25 protein-coding genes are annotated in these 26,352 nt (G+C 64.7%); 14 read left to right on the top strand and 11 right to left on the bottom strand.

Annotated elements, in window-relative coordinates; translation table 11 throughout:
• Positions 1 to 2 precede the first annotated feature (2 nt).
• Entirely contained in the window at positions 3 to 2,711 is a 2,709-nt protein-coding gene (locus tag D3876_RS17905) for an NHL repeat-containing protein (protein ID WP_338014342.1), read from the bottom strand.
• Between the two features lie 101 nt (positions 2,712 to 2,812).
• Between D3876_RS17905 and D3876_RS17900 the strand changes: the two genes are divergently transcribed.
• The 8 genes from D3876_RS17900 (at position 2,813) to D3876_RS17865 (ending at position 11,298) form a co-directional block, all read left to right on the top strand.
• A complete protein-coding gene (locus tag D3876_RS17900) occupies positions 2,813 to 3,847 on the top strand; it encodes a flagellar motor switch protein FliG (protein WP_119764817.1) in 1,035 nt (344 codons plus the stop codon).
• A gap of 37 nt (positions 3,848 to 3,884) precedes the next feature.
• Complete coding sequence (locus D3876_RS17895; protein WP_119764815.1) at positions 3,885 to 4,556, top strand: FliH/SctL family protein; 672 nt, start codon at positions 3,885 to 3,887, stop codon at positions 4,554 to 4,556.
• Between the two features lie 268 nt (positions 4,557 to 4,824).
• On the top strand, positions 4,825 to 6,393 hold the full coding sequence (fliF, locus tag D3876_RS17890; RefSeq protein ID WP_119764813.1) for a flagellar basal-body MS-ring/collar protein FliF: 1,569 nt from the start codon (positions 4,825 to 4,827) through the stop codon (positions 6,391 to 6,393).
• A complete protein-coding gene (gene fliN, locus D3876_RS17885; RefSeq protein ID WP_119765667.1) occupies positions 6,390 to 6,770 on the top strand; it encodes a flagellar motor switch protein FliN in 381 nt (126 codons plus the stop codon). Before fliF ends, fliN begins: the two co-directional genes overlap by 4 nt.
• Positions 6,770 to 7,057, top strand: coding sequence for a helix-turn-helix domain-containing protein (locus tag D3876_RS17880; protein ID WP_119764811.1), 288 nt, complete (start codon positions 6,770 to 6,772; stop codon positions 7,055 to 7,057). Before fliN ends, D3876_RS17880 begins: the two co-directional genes overlap by 1 nt.
• A gap of 21 nt (positions 7,058 to 7,078) precedes the next feature.
• Positions 7,079 to 9,160, top strand: coding sequence for a flagellar biosynthesis protein FlhA (gene flhA, locus D3876_RS17875; protein ID WP_119764809.1), 2,082 nt, complete (start codon positions 7,079 to 7,081; stop codon positions 9,158 to 9,160).
• 74 nt (positions 9,161 to 9,234) lie between these two features.
• Entirely contained in the window at positions 9,235 to 10,623 is a 1,389-nt protein-coding gene (locus D3876_RS17870) for a flagellar hook-length control protein FliK (protein ID WP_119764807.1), read from the top strand.
• 12 nt (positions 10,624 to 10,635) lie between these two features.
• Positions 10,636 to 11,298 carry a flagellar hook assembly protein FlgD gene (locus tag D3876_RS17865; RefSeq protein WP_119764805.1) on the top strand — a complete coding sequence of 221 codons (663 nt, stop codon included), beginning with the start codon at positions 10,636 to 10,638 and terminating at the stop codon, positions 11,296 to 11,298.
• A 204-nt stretch (positions 11,299 to 11,502) separates the two neighbouring features.
• Here the strand turns inward: D3876_RS17865 and D3876_RS17860 are convergent, their stop codons facing one another.
• The 6 genes from D3876_RS17860 to D3876_RS17835 all read right to left on the bottom strand — a co-directional run bounded on the left by D3876_RS17860 (position 11,503) and on the right by D3876_RS17835 (position 16,103).
• Positions 11,503 to 11,841: a hypothetical protein gene (locus tag D3876_RS17860; protein WP_119764803.1), complete on the bottom strand. Its 339-nt coding sequence runs from the start codon at positions 11,839 to 11,841 to the stop codon at positions 11,503 to 11,505.
• A 395-nt stretch (positions 11,842 to 12,236) separates the two neighbouring features.
• Complete coding sequence (locus D3876_RS17855; RefSeq protein ID WP_119764801.1) at positions 12,237 to 13,082, bottom strand: flagellin; 846 nt, start codon at positions 13,080 to 13,082, stop codon at positions 12,237 to 12,239.
• A gap of 233 nt (positions 13,083 to 13,315) precedes the next feature.
• A complete protein-coding gene (gene flgH, locus D3876_RS17850) occupies positions 13,316 to 14,068 on the bottom strand; it encodes a flagellar basal body L-ring protein FlgH (RefSeq protein WP_119764799.1) in 753 nt (250 codons plus the stop codon).
• A 12-nt stretch (positions 14,069 to 14,080) separates the two neighbouring features.
• On the bottom strand, positions 14,081 to 14,530 hold the full coding sequence (gene flgA, locus D3876_RS17845) for a flagellar basal body P-ring formation chaperone FlgA (protein ID WP_119764797.1): 450 nt from the start codon (positions 14,528 to 14,530) through the stop codon (positions 14,081 to 14,083).
• 6 nt (positions 14,531 to 14,536) lie between these two features.
• Positions 14,537 to 15,322 (bottom strand): flagellar basal-body rod protein FlgG, encoded by a 786-nt coding sequence (gene flgG, locus D3876_RS17840; RefSeq protein WP_119764795.1) that lies wholly within the window; start codon positions 15,320 to 15,322, stop codon positions 14,537 to 14,539.
• Between the two features lie 37 nt (positions 15,323 to 15,359).
• A complete protein-coding gene (locus D3876_RS17835; protein WP_119764793.1) occupies positions 15,360 to 16,103 on the bottom strand; it encodes a flagellar hook-basal body complex protein in 744 nt (247 codons plus the stop codon).
• Positions 16,104 to 16,250: 147 nt separating this feature from the next.
• On the opposite strand from D3876_RS17835, the gene D3876_RS17830 reads away from it, so the two are divergent.
• From D3876_RS17830 to D3876_RS17815, 4 genes are read left to right on the top strand one after another with little or no spacing between them, the layout of a single operon-like run.
• Positions 16,251 to 16,739 carry a flagellar basal body-associated FliL family protein gene (locus tag D3876_RS17830; RefSeq protein WP_119765665.1) on the top strand — a complete coding sequence of 163 codons (489 nt, stop codon included), beginning with the start codon at positions 16,251 to 16,253 and terminating at the stop codon, positions 16,737 to 16,739.
• Positions 16,736 to 17,755, top strand: coding sequence for a flagellar motor switch protein FliM (gene fliM / locus D3876_RS17825; protein WP_119764791.1), 1,020 nt, complete (start codon positions 16,736 to 16,738; stop codon positions 17,753 to 17,755). The genes D3876_RS17830 and fliM overlap by 4 nt, the downstream gene beginning before the upstream one ends.
• The gene (locus D3876_RS17820) at positions 17,752 to 18,183 is read left to right on the top strand and encodes a DUF6468 domain-containing protein (protein WP_119764789.1); all 432 of its coding nucleotides are present in this window, start codon (positions 17,752 to 17,754) and stop codon (positions 18,181 to 18,183) included. The genes fliM and D3876_RS17820 overlap by 4 nt, the downstream gene beginning before the upstream one ends.
• The gene (locus D3876_RS17815; protein WP_238475435.1) at positions 18,183 to 18,896 is read left to right on the top strand and encodes a MotE family protein; all 714 of its coding nucleotides are present in this window, start codon (positions 18,183 to 18,185) and stop codon (positions 18,894 to 18,896) included. The genes D3876_RS17820 and D3876_RS17815 overlap by 1 nt, the downstream gene beginning before the upstream one ends.
• Before the next feature lie 57 nt (positions 18,897 to 18,953).
• Here the strand turns inward: D3876_RS17815 and D3876_RS17810 are convergent, their stop codons facing one another.
• Positions 18,954 to 19,361: a hypothetical protein gene (locus tag D3876_RS17810; protein ID WP_119764787.1), complete on the bottom strand. Its 408-nt coding sequence runs from the start codon at positions 19,359 to 19,361 to the stop codon at positions 18,954 to 18,956.
• A 200-nt stretch (positions 19,362 to 19,561) separates the two neighbouring features.
• On the opposite strand from D3876_RS17810, the gene D3876_RS20530 reads away from it, so the two are divergent.
• Both D3876_RS20530 and D3876_RS17805 read left to right on the top strand, forming a co-directional pair.
• Positions 19,562 to 19,735, top strand: coding sequence for a hypothetical protein (locus D3876_RS20530; RefSeq protein WP_182912058.1), 174 nt, complete (start codon positions 19,562 to 19,564; stop codon positions 19,733 to 19,735).
• On the top strand, positions 19,735 to 21,561 hold the full coding sequence (locus D3876_RS17805; protein WP_119764785.1) for a hypothetical protein: 1,827 nt from the start codon (positions 19,735 to 19,737) through the stop codon (positions 21,559 to 21,561). Before D3876_RS20530 ends, D3876_RS17805 begins: the two co-directional genes overlap by 1 nt.
• Before the next feature lie 335 nt (positions 21,562 to 21,896).
• Here D3876_RS17805 and D3876_RS17800 read toward each other — a convergent pair whose 3' ends face one another.
• From D3876_RS17800 to flgE, 3 genes are read right to left on the bottom strand one after another with little or no spacing between them, the layout of a single operon-like run.
• A complete protein-coding gene (locus D3876_RS17800) occupies positions 21,897 to 22,805 on the bottom strand; it encodes a flagellin (RefSeq protein ID WP_182912057.1) in 909 nt (302 codons plus the stop codon).
• Positions 22,806 to 22,817: 12 nt separating this feature from the next.
• Positions 22,818 to 24,914: a flagellar hook-associated protein FlgK gene (locus D3876_RS17795; protein ID WP_182912056.1), complete on the bottom strand. Its 2,097-nt coding sequence runs from the start codon at positions 24,912 to 24,914 to the stop codon at positions 22,818 to 22,820.
• 46 nt (positions 24,915 to 24,960) lie between these two features.
• Positions 24,961 to 26,262, bottom strand: a complete 1,302-nt coding sequence (gene flgE, locus D3876_RS17790) for a flagellar hook protein FlgE (RefSeq protein WP_119764783.1) — start codon at positions 26,260 to 26,262, stop codon at positions 24,961 to 24,963.
• Positions 26,263 to 26,352 lie beyond the last annotated feature (90 nt).

The following is a 26,352-nucleotide window of genomic DNA, read 5'->3' as shown; positions in this document are numbered from 1 at the left end:
CCTTATGCAGCGCTTCCGCCGAGGCGATCGAGCGCGGCCTGATAATTGGCGAGCTGCGCCTGTTGATAGGGCGAGCCGACGCCCGTGACGGTGCCGTCGACCAGCCCCGCCTTGGCCGAATCCCAGTAAAGCGAGCGATAGGCGGTCTGGGTCATCGACAGGGCAGCCTTGATCGTGCCGAGTGCCGCCGCTGCATCGGTAGCGCTGTTGAGGCTGAGCGCGCCCGACAGGCCGAGGCCAAAATTGCCGCCGGGCTTGACCTTGGGGTCACCGTCCTGGGGCAATGGCGACACGACGAGCCTGGTGGGAGAGAGGCCGAGCTTGCCAAGCGCGTCCTTGCCCTGCGCGCCTGGTACCAACTCTATCGGATAGCCCTGCTTGGCCATGATCTGCAGCGTCGCCTGACCGTCCAGCTTGGGTGTGGTGATCGTCGCGTTCTTGCCCGTGATCTTGCGGACCTTCTCGGCAAGCGAGGCGAGCGTCTCGTCTGCGGCGATCGTGATCTTCTTTTCCTTGTCGCCCACCCGGATGCTGAATTCATCACCCGCGCGCAGCGTTGTCTGCGCGGTCAGGCTGATCGAGTTGCCCGCATTGATCTGGCCGCGGTGCAGCCCGAGCGCGCCCAGCGCGGTGCTGCCCCCGCTGGCCGCCGAAATCCGGACGGGTTCAGTGCGATGCGACGCGCGACCAAATTGATTGATGTCCTCGATCGCGCCCGTCGCGGTACCAACCCGGCCGACGAACCCGTCCACAGCGCCGGCGCGCGCACCATCGAGGGCGCCGGTGGTGCGGCCGCCGACATAGAGTTCGCCGTTCATGAAGGTGACGCTGTCGATCTGATCGTCGTCGGCCGAACCGATATAGGAGGTGCTCATGCCCGACAGCGCGCTGTCGATCCGCGTGACGAAGCCGTCGCGGCCGCCACTGATGCCGTTGACCTGTGCGCCCGAGATCGCGTCGGTGGTCGCGCCGGCGACTGCGATCTCGCCCGAAGCCGAAACCGAGATCGCGCGGGCATCGGCAGCGCCGAGGTTCAACTGGCCGAGCTGGGTGCTGAGTGCGCCACTGTCGAGCAGGCGCAGCGTAGCGGTTCCGTTTTCCCTGGTGAGCGCCAGCAGTTCGCCTGATCCGTCGATGGCAAGCGCCGTGACGCTATCGCTTCCGCCGCTGTCGATCGTGCGGCGCTCCTGCAGTTTGCCCGTTGCGTCGAGCCGCGCGACGAAAGCGTCGCCTCCACCCGTTGCCGACTTGCCGCCAACGTAGATCGCGCCGTCATTGCCCACGGTCACTGCGCTTGCCGTGTCATTCCCGAGGCTCCGAACGGTGGTCGCGAACAGTTCGTCGCCATCGGCGTCGAAACGTGCGACGAGCATATCACTGTCACTGCCAAGGCTGCCGTTGAACGGCCCCTTGACCGTGCCCGCGACGACCACTTCGCCATTGGCGGCGATGCTGACCGCGGCGCCTTCAGCCTCGCCGGCCACGCCCAGCGTGCGTTGCCATACGACCTTGCCCTCGCTGTCGACCTTGGTGAGGAACAGATCGTTGCCACCATCGGACAGATTGGCGCCAAGGTCGCCGGCGGTGGTGCCGACGATGTAGCTGAAGCCCTGCGCATCCGTCGCGATCGCGCGCGCATTGGTCGCGGCGAAAACGGTCGGATCGACGGGTTTGGCATCCTTGGCGGTTGTCTTGGTCTTTGCGCTTTGCGCTGCCTGCGCCGTGGCGCTCCGGTCAACCGCGTTGATCGTGCCCAGCGTGACACGCGTGCTGCTTCCCGCAGGATCGTCGATACGAAACATCTGGGCCGACGTTGGCGCGTCGAGGCCGGTCACGCCGCTGGCGACCATCAGCGCATCCTTTGCACCCACCTGGTCGATAGAAAGCCGTTCGCTGCCCGGCGTGCTGACGACCAACCCCCATTTGTCGCCGCTCTTTTCTACGGTTACGCGCGACTGCCAGCGGGGAATGGGATTGCCTCCGGCGTCGGTCACGGGATCGCCATTGGCGTCGCGCATCGGTACCGCGGTGATCGCGGCGTTGATGGCGGCGGCAACTGAGTCCAGCGTGGGCGGCTGCGTCGTGGTGGATAGATCGACAGTCACGCTGTCCGTCACGCCCCCAGTGCGCGCGAGATCAATCTTGAACACCTCATTGCCCGTGAGCCCCGGGATCGCTGCGGCGCGCGTTGTGACCACGCCTTCGCCCGCGGTTTTGCCAGTCGCCGCCGGGTTGATGCCGACGGTCTTCACGCTGCGCGCCGGTTGCGCGAAGGCCAGATTGAGCTTGTCGGTTTCGGCCTGGCCCAGAAATGCCTGCAGATCCGCCAAACCCTTGGCGAAAGTCTGCTGTAGCGACTTGCGTTCGGTGGCCGAGGTTCCGGTCTTGGCTGCGCTATCGGCCAGCAGTCGGAGCCTGTCGAGCGCCTTATAGGCGGTGAAGGCGGTCTGCACGTCGGGCAACGAGTCGAGCGAACGGCTCCAGTCGGCGTCGACGATCGAGCGCATCTTCTTGATTGCCGCGATCTGCGACGAGACCGGCAGGCGCGATCCTGCTTCCTTCCAGGGCGGCGTCGTTTCAGGCGTGGTGAAGGCCTTCTTGGCCAGGATCACGGCTGCGCTGTCGATATTGGCGCCCGAGAACAGCCCGAGATAGCTGCTGCTGCCCGACAGCATTGTCAGCCCGATCAGTCCGCTCGATAAATTTGTCACCAAACTCGCCTCCACACGCCGGTCCATCCGGTCTTCTCCTATAAGATAGAGGGAGCGCGGCCCTGACCGGCCCGAATGCGCGAATATTTTGGGGATAGTGCATGAGCGTAATGACGCCGGTCGGCGAACCGCCGGAGTTGAAGAAATACTCGGGCGTTCAGCGCGCCGCTGCGCTGATGCTGGCGCTCGGCCGCGATCATGGCGGCCCCATCTGGGAGCAGCTTTCGACCGACGAAATCAAGGAACTGTCCTCGTGTATCGCCTCGTTGGGACGCATACCCTCGGCGGTGGTTGAGCATCTGCTCGTTCAGTTCTCGGGTGAGGTCTCGAGCATGTCGTCGCTCCACGGATCGTTCGAGACGACCGAACGATTGCTCGAGGGCATATTGCCTCTCGATCGCGTGAAGGAAATCATGGAGGACATCCGTGGCCCGTCGGGGCGGACGATGTGGGATAAACTCTCCAACGTCAGCGAAACCGTGCTCGCGGGCTATCTGAAAAACGAATATCCGCAGACGGTGGCAGTGATCCTCCACAAGCTGCGCTCCGACCATGCCGCGCGCGTGCTCGCCGAGCTGCCCGGCGATCTCGCCACCGATGTCGTGATGCGGATGCTGCGCATGGACACGGTGCAGAAGGATGTGATCCTGCAGGTCGAGCAGACGCTGAAGAGCGAGTTCATGACCAATCTCTCGCGCGCGCAGCGCCGCGATCCGCACGAAGCCATGGCCGAGGTGTTCAACGCACTCGATCGCTCGACCGAAGAGGCGATGCTGACCGCGCTTGACGATCGCGCGCCGGAATCCGCGGAGAAAATTCGCGCGTTGATGTTCACCTTCGAAGATCTCGCCAACCTGTTGCCCGCTGCGATCCAGACGATCGTCCGCAACTGCAACAAGCGCGAGCTGGCGCTGGCGCTGAAGGGCGCGCCCGAAGAGATGAAGCAGATGTTCTTCGCGGGGATGACCGAGCGCGCCGCCAAGCTGATGCGCGACGACATGGCCGCGATGGGGCCGGTGCGCGCGCGCGAATGCGAGGAGGCGCAGACCAACCTCGTGCGTCTGGCGAAGTCGCTCGGCGATCGCGGCGAGATTATGCTCGTCGATCCCAAGAGCGACGACGCGATGATTTACTGAGCCTGCCCGCAGACAGGTGCTGAAAATTGAAAGGTCGATGATGGAGGCCGCCATCCACGTAAAGCCATTCGGGTTCGATCGCGTCTTTCGTTTCGCCTCGAGCGAGCCGGCGGCCGCGAACAATGCCGAGCTGCTCAAGCAGATCGCGGCGCTGCAGGCGGAGGTCGACAGGCAATCCGTCACGCATCAGGCCGAGCTCACCAGAGCGCGCGCCGATGGCTTCGAGGCGGGATTGGTCCAGGCGCGGAGCGAACGAGAGACCGCGGTGCTCGCCGCCACCGATGCGCTGCACGCCTCGCTCGACGAGATAGCTGCGCGCCTGTCCGAGACCGCTGATACGATGATGCGTGACGCCGCCGAAGTCGCGCTCACCGCAGCCGACGCACTGGCCGGGTTCGCCGTCGATAAGGCGCCGGGCCGTGCCATCGACGAGGCGTTGGGTCGTGTCCTCGAACAGATCGGCCGCGGCACGCGGCTGGCCATCCGCGTCAATCCGGCGCTGGCGACCGAGGTCGAGCGGCAGGTCGCAGCCCGCGCGGGCCAGGAACGGCGAACGCTTTCCATTTCCGTGATTACCGACGAGGCGATCGCGCCGGGCGATGCCGTGATCTTCTGGGATGAAGGCGGGTTGGCCGTCGATGCTGCTGCGCGTCGTGCCGCGGTGGCCACGGAACTCCGCGCGCTCCTAAACGACCGACGCGGCGCATAAAAACTTTCGACCCGGCAAGAGTTGCCTAGCCTGATCATCCTATAATGAAACAGGCAAGGGCAGAGGGCCTTTGTTGTCAGAGCCTGACCGGTTGAGGACGAAGCGCTGCGCGCTTCGATCGAAAGCGTAAATCAGGCTCTACCCAGATAGTTGAGACCTTGATTCACGTTTCAGGCCGTTCAGCCTGAAACGATCAAGGTCCAAGTACGCGAGGCTTGCCTTGAACGGATTGCGGAATTTGATCACGCAGCTCGGGCCGCGACGGTTGATGATCATGGGCGGCGTTACGCTTGCCCTGCTCGTCGGACTCGGTGCGCTCGCGCTCAGAAGCCCGTCTTCAGAGATGGGATTTCTCTACACCGAGCTTGACCCTGCGCAGGCGCAGTCGATCACCGAAAAGCTCAGCGCACAGGGCGTCGCTTTCCAGCTTTCGAGTGACGGCACGTCGATCATGGCGCCCGTCGAGAAACTCGCCGAACTGCGCATGGCGATGGCCTCGGAGAAGCTGGGCGGCAAGATTGGCTATGAGGTCCTCGATGCCGAGGAGCCTTTCGGTGTATCGTCCTCGCGCGCCAAGATGAACGAGACACGCGCGGTCGAGGGCGAATTGGCGCGCTCGATCGAGAGCCTGGAGCGAGTCAGCAAGGCGCGGGTCCACATCGTCATGCCCGAACGCGCCATGTTCGCCGCCGAACCGCGCAAGGCGACCGCCGCGGTGACCGTGAAGACCAACGGTCGACTGACCGGTGAGACCGTGCAGGCGATCCGCTATCTGGTTTCTTCCTCGGTGCCTGAACTCTCGCCGGAAAGCGTTTCGATCGTCGACCAGTCGGGCGCGCTGCTGGCGCGTGCGGGAGAAGGCGGCGGCGCGGGGTCTTCCGAAATCGAGGAACGCCAGACCGCTGTCGAGGCGCGGCTGCGCTCGCAGATTGAGGCGATGGTCGAACCGATCGTCGGCGCGGGCAAGGTACGCGCCGAGGTGTCGGCGGTGCTCGACCGCGACCAGACGCGCGAGGAGGCCGAGGTCTTCGATCCCGATACCCAGGTGATCGCGCATCAGGTGACCGTCGAATCCAGCGACCAGAGCGACGAAAATGCGGCAGGGGCCGAGGGTGTCACCGTGGGCGCGCAGCTCCCTGAAACCGAGGGTGCGATCGACGGCACCGGAGGGGATTCGCGCCGCTCGGCACGCAACGAGTCCTCGGAGGACATCACCTTCCAGAACAGCAGCAAGAAAACCGTGAGCGTCCAAACGCCGGGCAAGATCAACCGCCTGACCGTCGCGGTCATGGTCGATGGTGGCCCCAAGGGCCTGCCCCAGCCGCAAATCCAGCGGCTGACGCGTCTGGTCGAGAATGCGGTGGGCTTCGATGCCGAACGCGGCGACAGCGTGGTCGTCGAGAGCATGGCCTTCGCGGCGTCCGAAGATATGGCCGCGAGTGAGTCCGTTCTGCCTTTCGGACTGACCACCGACCATCTGTTCGATCTGCTCAAGATTGTCGTGCTGGCAGGGGTCGTGCTGCTCGCGGTCCGGATGTTGCGGCCCAGATCGGCTGCGCCTGGACCCGCGATCGAGGGCGGGGAGCTTATTGCTGCCCCGACCGCAGAGGATCCCGAGATGCTGGCGCTCGCGCAGCGCGCCGCGGACGGCGACCCCGAAGCCATGAAACAGCTTGAGGCGATGCGCGAGGGCGATGTGCCGCTGCTCGATCAGGAGATCGCTTTGGCGCAGGTCGACGGCCGCATCAAGCTCTCCGCGCTGCGCCGCATCGGTGATGCGATCGCTGCCAGCCCCGCCGAATCCGCCTCGGTGATCCGCCAATGGATGAACGCATGAAAGAAGAAACCATGACCAACGATGCCGAACCGCGTCAGCTTGCTCCAACGCAATTCGCGTCCGACGGCGCCGAAAGTGAAGGCGTGCACGAGGAAATGTCCTGGACGCCCGAGCGCCCGTCAACACCGCCGACCGCGGATGATCTTCAGGCCGTATTCGATGTGCCCGTAAAGGTGCAGGCGGTACTCGGCCGGTCGCGCATGGACATTGGCGAGCTCCTGAAACTCAAGCCCGGCCATGTCGTCGAGCTCGACCGCCGCGTGGGTGAACCCGTCGACATATTCGTCAACAACCGGCTGATCGCACGCGGCGAAGTCGTCCTGATCGACAGCGCGCTGGGCGTGACGCTCACCGAAATCGTACGGCAGGACCGCTGATGGCGACGTCTTCCCAGGACGCGGTGTCGATCAATGTGCCCGCCGTGCTCGCGCGGCTGCGCGGCGAGTATATGCCCGCGCCCGAACTCGCGGAACTGATCGAGGGCCTGGTGGGCCGAACCGTCGCCGATGTCGAGCGCGCGCTGATCCTGCAGACGCTCGCGCATTGCCGCGGGAATCGAACCACGGCTGCGATGATGCTCGGCATCTCGGTGCGCACGATGCGCAACAAGCTCAGGACCTTCATCGAGGACGGCATTGCCGTCTCGCCCGCGCTTCAGGCGTAACGCTCGCATCCGGAGCAATCCATGCCAACCCAGCTAGACCAGTTTCTGAAGAAGCTCGGCCCCGGTCGCGACCTCGCGCTTGCGATGAGTGTCGTCGCTATCATCGCGATGCTGATCCTGCCGATGCCGGGTTGGCTGCTCGACCTTGGGCTCGCGCTGTCGATCACCGCATCGGTGCTGATCCTGATGACTGCGTTGTTCATCGACAAGCCACTGCAACTATCCAGCTTTCCGACGATTCTGCTGATCGTGACGATGTTGCGGCTTGGCCTCAACCTGGCGTCGACGCGGCTGATCCTCGGGCATGGCCACGAGGGGCATCATGCCGCGGGCGGCGTGATTGCGGCCTTTGGCGAGTTCCTGATGGGCGGTGAGACCGTGATCGGCCTCACCATCTTCCTGATCCTGATCGTCATCAACTTCGTCGTTATCACCAAGGGGGCGGGGCGCATCGCCGAAGTCGGCGCACGCTTCAGCCTCGACGCGATGCCGGGCAAGCAGATGGCGATCGACGCCGATCTCTCGGCGGGCATGATCACGGAGACCCAGGCGCGCGAGCGTCGCACCGAAATCGAGGCCGAAAGCGGTTTTTACGGCGCGATGGACGGTGCCTCGAAGTTCGTGAAGGGCGACGCGGTCGCTGGCCTGCTGATCACCGCGATCAATATCGTCGTCGGGCTCATCATCGGCGTGGTCATTCACGGCGTGCCCTTTGGCGACGCCTTCCAGAGCTATACGACGCTGACGGTCGGCGAGGGGCTGGTCAGCCAGATCCCTGCTCTCATCGTTTCGACCGCTGCGGGCCTGCTCGTTTCCAAGGGTGGTATTTCGGGCAAAACCGGGGCGGCGCTTGGCGACCAGCTTGGCCGCTATCCCAAGGCGTTCGGGATGGTCGCGTTCCTGATGATTTCGCTCGCGCTTGTTCCCGGCTTGCCCTTCATCCCGTTCGCCGTGCTTGGCGGTGGCTGCGGCTGGCTGGCGTGGAAGATGTCGCAGAAGGCCGATGCCGAAGCGGCCAAGGCGCGCGTCGAGGAAGCAATCGCGCAGCAGCAAGCAGAGCCCACCGAGGAACCCATCGCGCGCACGCTCGCGATCGACGCGGTCCGCATCGAACTCGGCTACGCGCTGCTGCCGCTCATCAATGACTCAAGTTCCGACCCGCGGCTCGACGATCAGGTCCGCGCGCTGCGCCGCCAGATGGCGATCGACTTCGGCTTCGTGCTGCCCGCGGTGCGCATTTTGGACAATATGGCGCTCAAGGCCAACGAATATATCGTCTATGTCAAGGAAACCGAGACAGCGCGCGGCGAGATCCGGCTCGACAAGCTGCTCGTGATCAATCCCGGCGGCGGCAATGCGGGGATCGCGGGCGAAGAGACGCGCGAACCCGTGTTCAACCTGCCCGCGATGTGGATCGACCGCGACTTGCGCGAAGAGGCGGGGTTCCGCGGACTGACCGTGGTCGATTGCGGCACGGTGATTACCACGCACCTGACCGAGATCGTGAAGGACAATATCGCAGATCTGCTCTCGTACAGCGAGACGCAGAAATTGCTGACCGAAGTTCACAAGGAATCGGAAAAGCTCGTCGCGGACATCATCCCGTCCAAGATCTCGATCTCGGGCGTCCAGCGCATCCTTCAGAATCTTTTGTCCGAAGGCGTCTCGATCCGCGACGTCCCGACGATCCTCGAGGGCATCGCCGAGGCATCTGCCTTCACGCAGAATCTGACACAGATGACCGAGCATGTCCGCAGCCGGCTCGCGCGTCAGATCTCTGCCCAGCAGGTGCATGACGGCACGATCCCAATCGTCACGCTGGCAGCGCGTTGGGACAACGAGTTCGCTGAGGCGATCATGGGGCAGGGCGACGATCGTCATCTCGCCATGGCGCCCTCGAGCCTGCAGAGTTTCATCGCGTCGGTGCGCGAGACCTACGACAAGCTGGCGTCCGATGGCGAAATTCCGTGCATGCTGACAAGTCCGGCGATCCGACCTTTCGTCCGATCGATCATCGAGCGCGTTCGCCCGGCGACCGTCGTGCTGTCGCAGAATGAGATCCATGCGCGCGCGCGGATCCGCACGCTTGGTACGATCGGCTGAGATCGCCACCGCGCTGAGTTTCCGTTCTATAATGTCATGAGAACGGCGCGCTGCGCCCAGGGGAAGACTATTTGATGAACATTTCGATGATCCCGACCATAGCGGCACCCGCGCGCGCGTCGGATGCGTTGCCCGGGGCGGCGTTGCCGGGGTTCGGCGATCTGCTGCAGGGCGCGGCGGCGGGCATTGTCACGATGACGACCGCAACCGCTGCGGATGCGCGCGTCGCGCTGGCCCAGCCTCAGTTAGCACCCGGCATGGCGATCGCCGCCGATGCTCACGATGCGACAGCGCCGGCGACGGGAGATATCGCGTCGCTGCCGGACGCGATGGGGACGGCGGGTCAGCCGGAGGCGGCCGAGATGGCGACACAGTCTGAACTGCAGATTGAGGCTGAAAACGACGTGGCCGATGGCGCTTCGGAGCATGGGGGCGAACAGGGTTCGACGCTGTCTCGTGAGACCGAAGCCAATGCGAAGCCAGTATCGCTCGAGCAGCGCCACGCGCTGCCCGCGCCTGAGCAGCAAACCGCCACGCTTCCTAGTCAGTCAGCAGCCGCTGAGCGGCTTGCGCTTGCTGCCTTGCCCGAAACCGCGGCGCCAGCGTTTGAAGATGTGGCGCCCGAAGAATCCGAGGCGCTGGCCGCGCCTGACAACACGAACATCGATCTTCCGGTCCCGACACTCCCGGAAGCTGCGCGTCCGGCCCAATCCGGGTCGGACGCGATTATGCCGATTTCGACACCGATCGTTCCGTCGCTGTCGATCGCGCCTGACACCACGTCCAATGCCGCCGCGCGGGATATCGCGCTGGCTGACAATGCTGCTGCGCAGAAGGCCGAGCCGGCCGCTACGGGCGGCGGCGCGGGAACGGCAGCGGCCGATACCGCCAAGCCGATGACAGGGGATGGCGCTTCCGAAGCGCTCCCCTCGCAGCTTTTCAGCCAGGCGCTCGCTACCCCTGCGCCACGGCCGGCGGGGCAACCCTATCCTGCCGCTGCTTCTCATATGCCGCACCAGCCAGTGGTCGCAGCTCAACCGGGGCAAATCGGGCGTGACATGGGCGTAGAGATCGCCCGGCACGTCGCCGCCGGCAAGGAAGAGGTGCTCATCCGCCTTGATCCTGCCGAGATGGGGCGGATCGATGTCCGCCTGTCGTTCGATCGTGAGGGGAGCCTGCGCGCGGTGATGGCCGCTGACAGTCCCGCTGCGCTCGACATGCTGAGGCGCGAGGCGGGCGATCTGTCGCGCGCGCTCAACGACGCGGGCGTGCGCGCAGATCCTCAATCCTTCCGCTTCGACAGCCGCGGCGGTGACGCCGGCCAGGCGTGGCAGCGCGGCCAGCAGGGCAGCGACACGCGTGGCGGGCAGGGGGGGGCCACACATAATGGCGGCGAAGGCGCTGCTGACGAACCCGTCTACCAGTCGCTCCGGTCGAGCGGCCGGGTGGACCTGATGGCATAAGGATCCGAACACATGACCACGATCACCGGCAACGAGGCCGCGCAAGGCGCAAACGGGACAGGCGCGGTTCCCAAGGCGACCATCGCGGCGGATTTCAACATGTTTCTGAAGTTGTTGACCGCGCAGATGCAGCATCAGGATCCGCTCGATCCGATGGATACGTCCGAATATACGCAGCAGCTCGTGCAATATTCGCAGGTCGAACAATCTATCCAGCAGACGGGCAAGCTCGACGAGATACTGTCGCGGATCGCCTCGCAAGACATGGCGCAGTCTTCCAACTTCATCGGGCGCGAAGCCCGCTTCGATTCACCGGTTGCGGGGCTGGGCAGCGATCCCGCCAAATGGACCTATTATGCGGACCGCCAGCCCAGTTCGATCGTTGCCACGGTGAAGGATGCGAGCGGCAATGTCGTCAGCGAGACCAAGCTCGATCCCAAGGCGCAAGGCCAATATTCCTGGGATGGAATCAAGACGGACGGAACGCGTGCCACCGACGGCGCCTATACGCTATCGCTGACCGCGCTTGACGCCGAAGGCAAGGCGATCCCGGCCACCATCAATTCGGTCGCGATCGTGAAGGACATCGTCACCGACGGCGCCAATGTGATGCTCGGTGTCAACGGAATCCGGATGCCGCTGAGCGGCCTGGTGGCGGTCTCCGCTCCGTCCTGAACGCCGTCCTATCGGCGATTCCGCCCCGCGTCGGCTCCGGCTGGCGCGGGGCTTTTGGTTTTACGCGAGGCGAGAGCCTGATCGTTTGAGGTGGAAGCGCTGCGCGCTTCCGCCGAAAGCGTGAATCAGGCTCTATTCCAATAGTTTAGACCTTGATTCACGTTTCAGGTTGATTCAACCTGAAACGATCAAGGTCTAGAAGCGTCAGCTACGCCAGATCAGTCCCGATGCGCCATCGTCGCCCGAAAGGTGCGGTGCGCCGCCAAGATGCGGTGCATCAATGCGGAGCGAAAACGAACGCGGCTCGACTTCGTATTCGCCGCTGCGGAGCTCCGCCCCCGGTCTGCCGGCCTTGCGCAGCGCGACATCGATCATACGGCATCCCGCGATCGGTGCGGGCAGCGCCACCATCGCAAGACAATCCTCGATCGATGGATCCTCGCGGGGCCCGATGGTTTCATCGATCTCGTCGGACGTCCAGTCGAGGCAACGCTTTGCGGCGAGATTCCATAGCTCGCCGGCGTCGTCTACGACCAGTTTCAACGTGAAATGATACTCTGAACCAGTTCTGCTCTTCTCCGCGGCTACATCGTCTGCCGCGGAACTAACGCGCACATCCATCAAAGACCTCATTCGCAAACCCAACAAATTCTGGTCTCATCTTTCCCCCGAGAGATGGATGGCGCCGGCCCCCCGTCGCAGCATCGTCAATCGCTTTGAGTCACGGGGAGGCAATATCCAACTAAGGAATTCCCCTTAGGGCGCGGGTTCGAAAAGAATCGTCTGAAATAGTTCCTTTTTACGCCGCTTCCTGGCGTGGTGCGGTTGCGCGGCCCGCGGTGCAGCCTGTGATTGTCCGGACAAAAAAAGGCCGGGATGGCGAACCATCCCGGCCTGTATGTGATCCACCCCGTCGGGGAACAGGGCGGTCGTCTTCCTTAACGGAAGAGCGACAGGATCGTCTGCGGCGCCTGGTTGGCGATGCCCAGAGCCTGGACGCCCAGCTGCTGCTGGACCTGCAGGGCCTGAAGCTTCGCCGATTCCTTCGCCAGGTCGGCGTCGACGAGGTTGCCGATGCCGCTCTCGACCACGTCGGACAGCTTGCTCGAGAACTGAAGCTGGCCGTCGATCTTGCGCGAAGCCGAACCCAGCGTGCTGAGGCTCGTCTTGAGCGCGGTCGCGAAGGTCTCGACGTCGGTCGCCAGCGTGCCAGCAGCCGCCGCCGTGCCGAGCGTGATGGCGGCGCCGGCGGCGCCGACGGTGCCCGCCGCGAACGCGGTGTCGAGGGCCTGGTTGGCAACGGTCAGCGGGGTGGCGCCGGTCGCAACCGACTGGAGCGCCGACACGCTGCCGCTGGTGGCAGTGCTGAGCAGCAGGTTGCTGCCGTTGAAATCCGACGAGGTGATGATCGTGTTCACCTGCTCCTTCAGAGCCGTGAGGTCCTTGGCGATCGCGTCGCGGCTGGGCTGGTCGAGACCAGCGTCAGACGCTTCGAGCGCCTTCGACTTCATCTGGTTCGTAAGGTCGGAGATCTGCTCGGCACCCGCGACCGCCACGTCCGTCACGCTCTTGGCGTTGCTGAGCGAGGAGGTAACGGCCTTCAGGTCACCCAGGTCGCCGCGAAGCGTCTGAGCGATCGTGTACTTGGCCGAGTCATCCTTGGTCGACGCAACGTTGAAACCGGTGTTGATCCGGCTCTGCGTGGTGGACATGCTGCGGTTGGTCGCGTTGAGGCTCTGCAGAGCCGCCATTGCACCGACATTGGTGTTAACCGAAAACGCCATTGTTCATTCCTTCTGGATCTGAGGCCGACTTCTGCGGCCTGGGCCAGTTTCGCTGGCCCCCGACGATCTGAACTCATCAGCTCGCCTTTCATTGTGGGAAGAAATCCTGACCCGCCAAAGCAACGCGGCACAATTATTTATGGATAACAATAGCTTAATGAAATTCGACGTCAGACATGCGAAGGCGCCGCCGGGGACGGGCCCGACGGCGCCTGTTCGCGCGGGAAGGTGTTTCAGAAGGGAAAGAGGGCGTCGTAGATCTGCTGGCCCCAACGCGCCTGTTGCGCGTCGGTAAGCTGGCCGCGCCCGCCATAGCTGATCCGCGCTTCGGCGATCTGGCTGTGACGGATGCTGTTGTCGCGCGCGATGTCCTCAGGACGGACCACGCCGGAGACGATCAGCTCACGCAGCTCGAAATTGACGCGCACTTCCTGGCGGCCCCGGATCAGTAGATTGCCGTTGGGCAGCACGTCGGTGACGAGCGCCGCCACGGTCATGTTGATCTGTTCGCTGCGTGACGTGTTGCCCGCGCCCGCCGATTGCGAATCTGAACTGGTATCGACGAGGTTCGCGGGATCTGGATTGCCCGGAAGCACCTTGTCCAACTGCGATTCAAGCCCGAACAGCGAGGCGATCCCGGCGCTTTCCGAGCCCGTGCGCGAGCGCGTGGTCGAGTTACCCACGACCGCGCGGTCCGAAATGTTGATGCGGATCGTCACAATGTCACCGATCCGTGATGCGCGCTGGTCGCGCAAGAACGCGCCCGCGCCCGTGCGGAAGAGCGATGCGCTGGGTGCCGCCGTCTCGACGGGTTTGCCCGAGCGGTGCGCCGCCGCCTGATTGCCGAGCGAGGGTTCGATCAGCGGCGCAGATGGATTGTCCATCGGCGTCAACTTCGGCGCGCGGCCGACATTGGCGAGGCGATCGGTCACGCCGCAGCCCGCGACGAGCGAAGCGAGCACGAGTGCGGATGCGATACGTTTCATGGCGCGTTACTCCTATTGGCCGGTCACGCGGACGCGGCTCGAACCCTCGATGACGGCATCGAGCGTGCGGTTGGTGCTAAGGCTGACCACGCGGACGGGATCTCCCTTGCCGCCGCCTGAAAGCGCGCGGCCCGCAGTGGTGATTGAAAGCGCGCCCGAGCGAAGCGCGATCGTCACGGCCTCGCCGCGGCGGACCATCTGTGGTTTTGCCAGATCGGCGGCGCGGACCGGCGCACCGGCCATCAGCCGGCGTGCGGCCTCAAGGCCGGCTGCTTCGATGGGGGCGATCGCGCCGCGTGCGACACTTGCCGGACGGGGTTCGACCGCGAAATCGCCGGGGGAGATTGGCTCTCCCTTTTCGATGACGCGGACGAGCACCGGCGTGTCGACGGTGGCGGGCGCGACCTGCGCATGCAGCGCGCCGGGCGCCGCGACCAGCACTGCGGAAAGGAACAGACGCATCGCGGCTTAGCGGAGCTGGCTGGTGGTCGAGAGCATCTCGTCCGCGGTCTTCACGACGCGGCTGTTCATTTCATAGGCACGCTGCGCCGTGATGAGTGCGGTCACTTCGGCCACCGGGTTGACGTTGGAGGCTTCGAGGAAGCCCTGGGTCAGCGTGCCAAAGCCTTCGGCTCCGGGGAGAGCGACTGTGGGCTGGCCGGAAGCTGCCGTCTCGATAAACATGCTCGATCCGATCGCTTCGAGCCCCGCTTCGTTGACGAAGGTGGCGAGTTCGAGCTGGCCGACGGTCTGCATCTCGGGCTCGCCCGACATCTTGACCTGGACCTCGCCCGTCTTCGACACGACCACGTCGATCGCGCCTTGTGGAATGGTGATGTCGGGCTGGACCCGGTAACCGTCGGTGGTGACGAGTTCGCCCTGATCGGAGAGCTGGAAGGAGCCAGCTCGCGTAAAGGCGACCTCACCCGAAGGCAGCGCGATCTGGAAATAGCCCGGCCCATCGACCGCGATGTCGTAGCGATTGCCCGTGTTGGTCATCGCGCCCTGATCGGTGATGCGATAGACCCCGCCTGTGCGCACGCCCGCGCCAATCTGGATGCCCGACGGGATGCGCGTACCGTCCGCGCTTGACGAGGCGCCGGGGCGGGAGACCTGCTGGTAGAGCAGGTCCTGGAACTCGGCGCGCTGCCGCTTGAACGCGGTGGTGTTCATGTTGGCGATGTTGTTCGAGATCACGTCGACATTGGTCTGCTGGGCGAGCATGCCCGTGGCAGCGATGGAAAGCGAACGCATGACAATCCTTTCAGATGGATACTGAGTTACTTATAGGTCAGTTGACGCGACCGAGGCGGCCGATGGCGCTCTTGCGCATCTCGCTGAGGCTCTCGGACATGCGCTGACTGGTCTGGTACGACCGCAAAACCTCGACCATCGCGGTGGTCTCGACGATCGGCTGAACGTTGGACGCTTCGATGCCGCCGATCCGCAGCTTCGTTTGCGCCTGCGTCAACGCGGTTCCTCTCGTGCCGGTCATCATCCCGTCCCCGCGCGGCGAAACCATATTTTCATCGGCGAAGCTGGTGACCGCAATCCGCCCGACTTCGCCGTCGCGAGTCATGACGGTGCCGTCCTGGGCGATCGTGACGGTGGCCTTCTGGTCGGCCGGCACCGCGATCGGACGCCCATCGGCGCCCAGGATGCGCTGCCCGCCCGAGGTGGCGAGTTCGCCCGTTTCCAGGATCTTGATGAAGCCCGCGCGCGTATAGGCGACGCCGCCTTCGGGCGTCTCCACATTGAGATAGCCCGGGCCGTCGATCATCACGTCGAGCGGATTGCCCGTCGCCTGAAATGCGCCCTGGCTGATGTCGTGCACCGCGCCATAGTCGAGCACGTAGGAGGTCTTCTTCGCGTCTTCGACCGGCGCTTCCTTCGTCTGCTCGACATATTCATGGAACAGCGGCTGCTCGCGCTTGAAGCCCACGGTGTTGCTGTTCGCCATGTTGTTCGCGGTGACGTCGAGCCTGCGACGAAGCGCCTGCTCGTGGCTCAGCAGCACATAGGTTGAGACGTCCATTCGACACACCTCAGAAAAATCGGCGATAAATGTGCGCCAGGCAAAATTTGCCGAGCACTCATCCTATAATAGAGGCGAATGGACGAGAACGGACGCTGGCCCCGTATTTCGATGGGGACGCGCCGACGGCTCAAGGGGGTGATGTGCGTGTCGACCAATGCAATCAGTGAAACGGCGCCCGCGAAGGCAGAAGAGGGCCCGGCGCCGAACAGGCGCAAGATGATCATCGTCGCTGCAATCGGCGCGGTCGTTCTGCTCGGCGGTGCGGGCGCGGGTTTCGCGCTGATGGGCGGCGACGAGGGCGAGAAGCCTGCCGGCGCAGGCGTGCAATCGGCATCCTATGTCGAGGTGCCGCCGCTGATCGTGAACCTGCGCAGCAGCGATGGTCAGGCGCGGTTTCTGAAGCTGCGCTTCATCGTCGTTGCAACCGATCCCGGAAAATCCGAAGAGATCAAGGAAAAGCTGCCCGTGATCCTCGATGCGCTCCAGCCGTTTCTGCGCGAGCTTCGACCCGAAGACCTCAATGGATCGGCGGCGGTATTTCGCGTGAAGGAAGAAATGATGGCGCGCGCGACGGAGGTGCTCGGCGGGGGCGTGGTCCGCGACGTGCTGATCCAGGACCTGGTTCAGCAATGAGCGACGATTTCGAGGATTTCGAGCTGCCCGAGCCGCCGATGCTGATGCCGGGCGGGGATGCAACCTTCGACCAGGCGGGCATCGACGCGCTGTTCGGCTTCGACGGCACCGCGCCCGCGCCGCAGAAAAGCGGATTGAAGGCGGTCATTGAATCCAACGTTATCAGTCATGAGCGGCTGCCGATGCTGGAGGTGGTGTGCGAGCGGATGATCCGCACCTTCGCGACAAGCATGCGCAACCTGACGTCGGATGCGATCGACGTCAGTCTCGAGGAAATTACGTCGCACCGCTTCGGCGAATTCATGAACCGCGTGCCGCTTCCCGCGATGTTCGGCGTGTTCAAGGTCCGCGAGTGGGAGAATTTCGGCGTCGTCACCGTGGATTCAGGTCTGATCTACGCGGTGGTCGACGCGTTGCTCGGCGGGCGCAAGGGCAACAGCTCGCTCACGATCGACGGGCGCGCCTTCACCACGATCGAGACGATGCTGGTGTCCAAGATGGTGCAGCTCGCTCTCGACGATTTCGCGGGCGCGTTCGAGGCGATCGAGCCGGTCGGGATCGAGCTCGAGCGCGTCGAGACCAGCCCGCGCTTCGCCGCGATTGCGGGGCCGACGAACATAGCCGCGGTTGCCACCTTCCGCGTCGACATGGAGGGGCGCGGAGGCAAGTTCAGCATTCTGCTGCCCTATGCCACGATCGAACCGGTGCGCGAGAAGCTGCTCCAGCGCTTCATGGGCGAAAAGCTCGGACGCGACCGCATATGGGAAACGCATATGGCATGCGAACTGCACAATACCGAGGTGCTGGTCGACGTCGTGCTCGGCGAGAAGCACATGCGCGTCCATGACGTGATGAGCATGGCAGTGGGGCAGACGATCGCGCTCAACCGTGGCCCCGACGACCCGCTCGAGGTGCATTGCGGCGGCGTGCCACTGGGCCACGCCCATATTGGGCAGCGCTGCAACAATATCGCCATCCGGCTTGTAACCGACATTTCAAAGGGGTTCCCCAAATGACATTCGCGACCTTCACCAACCTCGTCCTCATGGCGCTGTGCGTTGCGGTGCTGATTCAGTGCGCGCGGATGATGCGCAGCTTCAACGCCATCAAATCGGGGGATCTTGGCGAAACGGTCAAGCAGCTCGATCGGGCAACTGCGCAGGCGCGGTCGGTTCTCGCCGAACTGAAAACGATCCTCGCCACTGACGGCGCGGCGACAACGCGGACGATCGCGTCGGGAGAATCGCTGCGCGACGAGCTGTCGGTGATGGTGGGAATCGGCAACGCCGTCGCCGAACGGATCATGGACGCCGCCGCCAATGCGGGTGAGCGAATGAAGGAGGAACAGCAGGCCGAGGCAAATGCCAGGGCCTCCGTAAAGCCTGCGCAGCGCAAGCGTAACGCCAGGGCCGCGCGGGTCGTGGCCGGCATGGATGCGGCGTAATGACCGCGACCCCACAGCCGCTGTTTGGCGGCCTCGACAAGCTCGTCCCTGCGGCGCCCGATATGCTGCGGAAGCTGGGGCGACCGTCGCTGCTGATGCTGACGGCAGGGGTCGCCGGATTATCGGCAATCGCCAACGCGGTTGCGGTCGCAGCGCCCGCCGAGCAGGTGCCGGCCACCCGGCTTGGTACGTCGATCCAGCAGAGCGTTCGCGAGCGCGACCAGGCGCTGGTCCAGCAGAAGCGCGCGCTCGAACTGCGCGAGCAGGCGGCGCGCGCGAGCGAGGAAAGATTGAAGGCCGACATGCAGGCGCGCCAGTCCGAGCCCCCGCGGCCGGCCGGTTCAGCCGGCGCAGACGCAGCGCCCCAATTCGAGCCCTATGACGAACTCGCGCGCATCTATCAGACGATGAAGCCTGCCAAGGCGGCGCTTATCTTCGAACGACTCGATCTTGACGTCCAGACCGAGGTTGCTCGGCGGATGCGCGAACGTTCCACCGCGCTGATCATGTCCAACATGAGCGCAGGGGCGGCCGTGCAGCTCAGCATGGCGCTGGCGGGCAAGAAGGTGGTGAAGCCAGTGCAGATTGCTGCACGTCCAGCAGCAGAGCCGTCGCGACGACAGGCGACTAAAGAAAGGGATGTCGGGGAGGAGAAGCCCTCCAGGACATCCAAGGCATCCAGAGCCGACGGCGCGCGGAAGCCGGCGCGATAACAAGGCGCGAAAAAGCCCGCCGTTTCAAGGGACGGCGGGCGCTCATGCACGCGACGATCAGTCGGGCAGGGCAGAGACCTTCACGATCAGCACCCGGGTCAGTCCGGGATGAACGGGCTTCAGCGCCGCAGTGAGATCCGCGCTCAGTTGTTCGGCGTTTACCGGCGCGAAACCCGACGCGTGAAGCCGGGAAAATTCGAGCGTGGCGGCCAGCGAGGCAGCGCGCATCTCGGGTATCCGTGCCCGCATCGCCGCGGCCGAGGCAGAACCGCTGGCTTCGAGCACGACCGCGAGGTCGAGTTCTCCCTCGATCCGGCTGGCCCCGAAAATCGGAGTGGTTATCCGGTCGAGCGGCACGAAATGCGGCGTGTCGGCGGCAACGCCGCTTGGATCGGCGGCACCCGCCGAAGGACTCATCGCCAGTACCGACAACGCGGTTGCCGCGGCGATCATTTTGCTACGCATTACGTGTCTCCGAATCCTGCACTGTCCGCGCGATTCTCCAGGAGAACCGCCGCGTCGGACCTTTTCTTCCTATAATAGGATGAAGATCACGTTAGCGGGGTGCACCCAGAATGAGCCGCGACCAGCGACCCGGAAGGGTCCGCGTATTTAATTCGGGCCAGACGGCCGAATCGCCCCTAAGGCGCAGAGGCGACCCCGACGTGCAGGAAATCGAGAGCGAGGTTTCGCGCGCCGCGCAGACGCCGCAGATGGCGATCCGACCCGACGCGCCGAAAACCGTCTCGTCATGGGTGCTCGCGATGCTCTTCGTTGTCGGCTGCGGCCTTGGCGGCACGCTGATTGCCGCGCTCGGGCTGTTCAAGGCGCCGCTCTGATGAAGACCGCGTTGCTGCTTGCCGGCGTCGCTGCTGTCGCTGCGTCCGCCGCTCCAAATCCACCTGCGTCAATTGCGCAGACCATCAATCCGGCGATGCCTGCTGCGAATGCGGCGCCCGCCGCGCCCGCGCCGGTGCGGTTGCCCGGCTTCGCCGCCGCGCTCGCCCAACAGCCGGAAGCGGCGATGCCGTCTGTGTGGCGCGTCATCCCCGACGAAGCTGCGTGGAAGCTGCTGTCGAAGGCGAAGGGCGTGCATCGTCAGCGAGCGCGGTGGAACTATGTGCGCAGCCTGGTCGGGCGCGGTCGTGGCCCCGAGGCCTGGGGCGTGCTTGAAGTGATGCAGCAGGACGATCCCGACCTGATGATGGTCGACGCCTTCCGGCTGGCGCGCGGCGCGGCACTGACGCTGATGGGGCGTCCGGCCGATGGCTTTGCCGAATTGTCCGGGCCCGGCCTCGTCAACAATGCGGAGGCCTGCGCCTGGCGCGTGCTCACCCTGGCGCAGACGGGTTTCGGTGAACAGGCGATGGCGCATGTCAATTGCGCGCTTCCAGCGATCAATGCGCGCAAGGGTGCCGATCGCAGGCGCTTCATCATCGGCATGGCGCGCGCGGCCGTGGAAACCGGAAAGCCCGAACTGGCATCGCGATGGCTGGCGCAGCTTCCCGATCGTGATTCCGCCGCGAATCTCTATCGCGGCCGGGTAAGTCTCGCACTGGGACAGCCGGCGGAAGCGCGATTGCGTTTCGCCCGCGTGGAGCAGAGCGGCACGATGGCAGAGCGGATGGACGCCCGGTTGAGCCAGATCGAAGCGAAGGTCGCCAATGGCTCGATCAGGCCCGCCGCGGCGCTCAAGGAGCTGGACAAGCTGCGCTATGTCTGGCGCGGCGACCATATCGAGGAACGCGCGCTCCAGCTCAGCTATCGGATGAGCGCTGAAGCAGGCGATCTGCGCGGCGCGCTGGGCGCGGGCGCGACGCTGTTCCGCTTCTTCGAGCCGGGTCGCCAGGGACCCGATTTTGTCGCGGGACTCCAGGCGCGGCTCTCTGCCGCGCTCGATCCCGCAAGCAAGCTGCCGCTCGATCAGGCTGCGGGACTCTATTGGGACTATCGCGACCTCGCGCCAAGCGGGGCGGCGGGTGATTTTCTGGTCAACCAGCTTGCCGAGCGGCTCCAGATTGCCGGGCTTTATGGTCGGGCGGCCGACCTGCTCGAGCATCAGCTCTTCGTGCGCGCCCGCGATCTTGCGCAGGGGCCGCTCTCCGCTAGGGTTGCTTCTCTGCACATTCTTGCCGGACGTCCTGATCGTGCGCTCTCCGCGCTGCGCAAGACCGCTGGCAATGCCTATCCCGACGACATGATCAATGCGCGCAAGCGCGTAGAGGCGGTTGCGCTCAGCCAGATCGGCAAGGTGGAGGAAGCCTTTGCCGTCCTTCAGGACGTGCCCGGCGCGTCCGTGTTGCGCGCCGAGATTCTGTGGAAGAACCGCGACTGGGCGGGCCTTGCCATCGAGAGCGAGGCGCAACTCCCCGCGGCAAACGGCCGCATCAGCGACGTCGATCAGGCGGTGGTGCTGCGTTACGCGATCTCGCTTGCGATGCTCGGTCGCGAGGATGCGCTGGCGGATATGCGCGTGCGATATGGCGCATCGTTCGCCGGACTTTCCACCGCACCGGTGTTCGACATGCTCACCGCGGCGGTGGGAACGGTTGATCCCGCTGCGGTAACGCGCGCCATGACGTCGATTCCGAGCGTCAGCCCGGCTGGCGACCTCGCCGAACTGATCGAAGCAGGCCCCGAAGCCGCGCCGCCCAAGCGCGGGTGAGCGCCCGCTTAACTTCGCAAACTTCGCACAAACGCGCATGTTGATTCGGCCTCCGCGGTCGCCGCGCTGATGCGGCCCTGCGGAGAACATGACAGGAACATTTCGTGTAGGACAGAGGTCTGTCTCGCGACTGCACCGGTGTTTGACGTTCCGACCGCTGCGGTATGGCAGGCCGCGTACCCCGGCGCAGGCCGGGGTCCAGAAGTGGCAGGCTTCGGTGCTCGGGACTCCTGGACCCCGGCCTTCGCCGGGGTACTCAGTGCGATTTTACTGCACCGGAAAAGGGCGCCCCGCATGGTGCGGAGCGCCCCGGCCGGCAACCTGAGCTATGGGGATCAGTTCAGGAAGTTCGCCAGCGAAAGCCCGGAGAGTTGGGCAAACACCGAATAGGACGCCTCGAGCGTCGATTTGCGCTGGGCGAGGTCGATCGCGACCTGGCCGAGATCGGCATTTTCAACCTTGCCGATCACCTCCTCAAGAAGGATCGCGCGGTCTTCCGCACGCGTGCCCAGCGTTTCGATCTGGTTCTGCTTGCGGCCAAGCTCACCGTTGACCGAGCGCAGATCGACCAGCGCGTCATCGAATTCGGTGACCGCCTGGGACAGTGCGATCATTTGCGCCCCCGTCGGGACTTCGCCGATCGGGCCCGCTTCGGCGAGCGTACGGAAGGCGCGGATGAAATTGGGGCCGAGATCGCTTGCGACGATACCGAACTCGACATCGATCCCGTCGCCAACGCGCGCCGAGAGACGCGACTGATCATTGGCATAGGCATTGGCGGGATTGAGGCCGATCGTGTCGGCCAGCACGCCGGGCACGAGCGGCGTCGAATTGGTCTGGGCGCCGGCAAAGAGCGGCAGACCACCTTCTGAGGCATTCATCGCGTTGCGGAAATCGTTGAACGCGGCTTCGATCGCTTCTTGCAGTCCGGGGCCCTGCTTGGTGCCGACTGCCGTCAGAAGCTGCTCGCGCAGGTCCATCGTGCTCTTCTCGACCTGGTTGATATGCGAGGCATAGAGATCCAGCGTCGTGCCCACGCGGCTCGCGACCGACTGGTGCGCCTGTTGCTGGGCGAGCATCGCGCGCGCCGAAAGCGTGCGCACGGCATCGGTGCCGAGCCCCGCATAGTCATGCGCCTTCTTGCCCGTGTTGAGCTGGATCTGGCTGGCGGCAAGGCCCTGTTGCGAACGCTGGATGGCGCCCGACAGCGTTCGCTGAAGCGGAATGGTGGCTACGCGGGTCATGGTTTTACTCCCTTATTTCAGCATCGCGATCAGCGTGTCGTACATCTCGCTGGCGGTGGTCATGACGCGCGCCGCCGCCGAATAGCTGTTCTGCAGCACGACCATTTGCGCGAGTTCCTCGTCGACATTGACCCCGGCGAAGCTGTCGCGGCGGTTGACCGCATCATCCATGCGCGCCGCAGCGTCCTCAAAGGCGCTTTGCGCCTGTGCGGCCTGTGTGCCCGCGCGGCCCAGCAACAGGCTCGAGAAGCGCTCGACGGTGACGACACCGTCCTTGCCCAGATCGACGGCCCTGGCGAGCTGGTCGACAAAGGCAGTTGCGCCGGTGACATCGCCCGCGCCGATCGCTTTTTCGCCGATCGCGGCGCCGAGCTGGAGCCGCGCAAGCGGCAGTCGTGTGGTGCTGGCGAGAATGTCAGGCCGGACCTCGGCGTTCGAAAGCCCGCTTGAGTCACCGCTCAGTCCCGACAGCGTGGAGAAGGAGCGGCCCGTGCCGAAACGGTTTGTCGAATCCGAGGGGACGGAGACCGTCGCGCCCGTGGCGGCGACGGTCGACTGGAACTGGATGCGGCCTCGGCCATCGATCGCAAAGCTGCCGAACGCGCCAAGAGGGCTGGTGTTGAGTTCGGTGACGAGATCGCCATAGCTCGGGCCGACCGAACCCGTGAGCGTGTAGCTCGTGAGCGTGCGCCCGGAAGAATCACGCAACACGATCTCCGCGGTCTCGCCCGCGCCGAAGCCGTGCGGGTCGGATGCGATCAGGCCCGAAGGCACAAGCGCGCTTGAATCGCTGCGGATGATGTCATTCAGACCAAAGAACTGCGAAAAACCCAGCCCTGCACGGTTGCTGGGATTGGCCGCGTCCTGTGCGATAGCCACGCCTGTGTTGGCTGCGGTCGCCGAGATGGACAGCCTGCCGCCCACTATTGAGGCGGTCGCATTGGGGCCAAGGCCCGCGTTGATTGCGGTGATCGCATCGTCGACCGTGGCTCCCGCACCCAAGGCGGTGAAATCGACCGTCGTCCTGGCGATCAGAGTGCCGTCATTACCCAGAACGGCAAACGTGGCTGCGCCCGTAAAGCCGAGACGGTCGGTGCCGATCAGGCCGCTTTCGCGGCCGACGAGCGACGCTGGCGGGGGCAGGGTGGTGCCCGCGTTCGAGACCGCGTTCAGCGATTCTGCGAGGCCGGTGAAGAGCACGCCCAGTTTCTCCGAAAATTCAGGAAGCGCGCGATCGCGCAGGTCGATCAGGCCGCCCAGCTTGCCCCCTACGGCCGCGGAATCGATCTTCTCTCCGGTCGCTGCGCCGATATTGCCGTTTGCGTCGGCGAAGCGGATGTCGACCGGCGGATAGGTGGGTTGCGACGCGCCCGATCCGCCGGGATAGCTCAACTGGCGCAAGCGGCGGTCGAGCAGTACCTGGCCTGAGGCGGTGTCGATGGTGACGCGACCATCGGCCTGTTCGCGGATATTGACCTTCATCAGGCCGCTCAATTCCTCGAGCGCGATCATGCGCCGGTCGGCGGCGCCCGCCGAACTTCGGCCAAGCCCGTCGAGACGCGCAACCTCGTCGTTCAGGTCGTGAACCTGGCGGAGCAGGACATTGGCGCGTTCGAGCGTATATCCGAGCTCGGTCTCGATGTCGGCGCGCAGCCCGGAGACGTCGCGGTCGAGCTGGTTCAACTGGCCGATCGTGTCTTGCACATTGCCCGTAAACCGCGCGACGGCCTGCGCCGAACCCTGGAGCCCGGTCATCTCGCTGGCCGAGGTCGTGATCGCGCTGAGCCGCGCGGCCAATCCCGATTCCGCGCCCGGTGCGCCCAGCAGCGACTGCAACCGGTCCATATAGGACGCCGCAGCCTCGGATCGCCCGATATCGCCTGCGCGGCGATAGACCGCGCTTTCAAGGAACTTGTCGGCGACGCGTTCGGGCTCGCCGATCACCACGCCGCTGACCCGCCCGCTGGTCACGCCGGTGCTGAGCGACACGCGCTCGCGGGCGTAACCGGCGGTGCCGACATTCGCGATATTGTTGGATACGGACCGCATCCCCGCCTGCGACGCGGCGAGGCCGGACATGGCGGAACCGAGGATCTCGTTCAATGACACGGACTATATCCCTTGAATGGCGAATGTCGGGAGGGCGGGAAAGCGATCAGCGTTTCAGGTTGCTGACTTCCTGAAGCATCTCGTCGACCGTGGTGATGATCTTCGACGACGAGCTGTAGGCGCGCTGGAAGCGGATCATGTTGGTGAACTCCTGCGCCAGATCGACGTTGGAAGCCTCCAGCGTGCCCGCTGCGATCGCGCCCGAGCCGAGTGAATTGGGCTCATTGATCGCGACGTTGCCGGAATCCTGCGACATCGCGTAAGCGTTGCCGCCGAGGCGCGTCAGGCCATCGGGATTCTGGAAGGTAGCGAGCGGAAGCTGATAGATCGCGCGCGCGGTGCCGTCCTCGAAGATCGCGCTCACAATCCCTTCTTCGGAGATCTCGACCGATGCGACGGTGCCGAGCATGCCGCCGTCGACATTGGAGGAGAGCAGCGCGGATTCACCGCTAAACTGGGTCAGGCCATTGAGGCCGCCATTGGTGCCGAGCGAAAGTTGGATCGGGCCGGAGCCTGCGCCGTTGGTCCAGATGGGCGTGATGCTGCCGAACAGCGCCGCCGTGGAGCCGGCCATGTTGAGGCTGCCGTCGCCATTGAACGCGATCGTTCCGCTGACGAGAACGCCGCCCGGCGCGGTCACGTCGCCTGCGGGCACGGCATAGGCCTCACCGACCCATTGATTGGCGGCGGTCTTGACGAAGCCGAAGGTGACGCGGTGCGCATTGCCCTGCGCGTCATAGACGTCGACCGAGCGCGAGAATTGCGGCGTGACCGCGCCTGACGCCATCTGGCCCGCGACATAGGGGCCCGCGATCGGCGCGGTCGTTGACTGCAGGTTGGCCCGCAGTTCGATCCCGGTTGTCGGCAGCGCCGCACCCGTCAGCGCGCCGGGACGGATCGGCTCGAGCGCGTTGAGATTGCCGGTGTTGACGTAATTGCCTTGCGCGTCGAGCGGCCAGCCCTGAAGATAATAGCCGCTGGTGTTGCGCAGATAGCCTGCGGAATCGGTCTTGAACGAACCCGCGCGCGTGAAGGCGACCTCGCTGTTCGGATCCGAGCTCGAACGGACGACGAAGAAACCCGCGCCATCGATGCCGATATCGGTGAGGCTGCTCGAAGCCTGGAGCAGACCCTGTTTGGAAATCATCGCCTGCGGCGCGGCGGTGACGCCGCCCGCCGAATAGCTGCTGCGTACGCGGCCGTCGGTCACGAGCGTGCGGAACTCGGCCGACACGCCCTTATATCCTACGGTGTTCACGTTGGTGATGTTGTCGGCGACAGTCGCCATCGCGCTGGCCTGGGCACTCAGGCCCGAGACGCCGGCATAAAGAGCGGAATAAAGGCTCACAAACTTCTCCCATGCGTGGTGACCGGCGCACTGCGTCCTGGTCCAGATGCATTGTAGGATGGTGGGGAAGCCGACCAAATATAGGCAAAA

It is taken from the genome of Sphingomonas cavernae, from assembly GCF_003590775.1.
GTDB lineage: Bacteria > Pseudomonadota > Alphaproteobacteria > Sphingomonadales > Sphingomonadaceae > Sphingobium_A > Sphingobium_A cavernae.
This window is presented reverse-complemented; position numbering and strand designations above follow the sequence as displayed.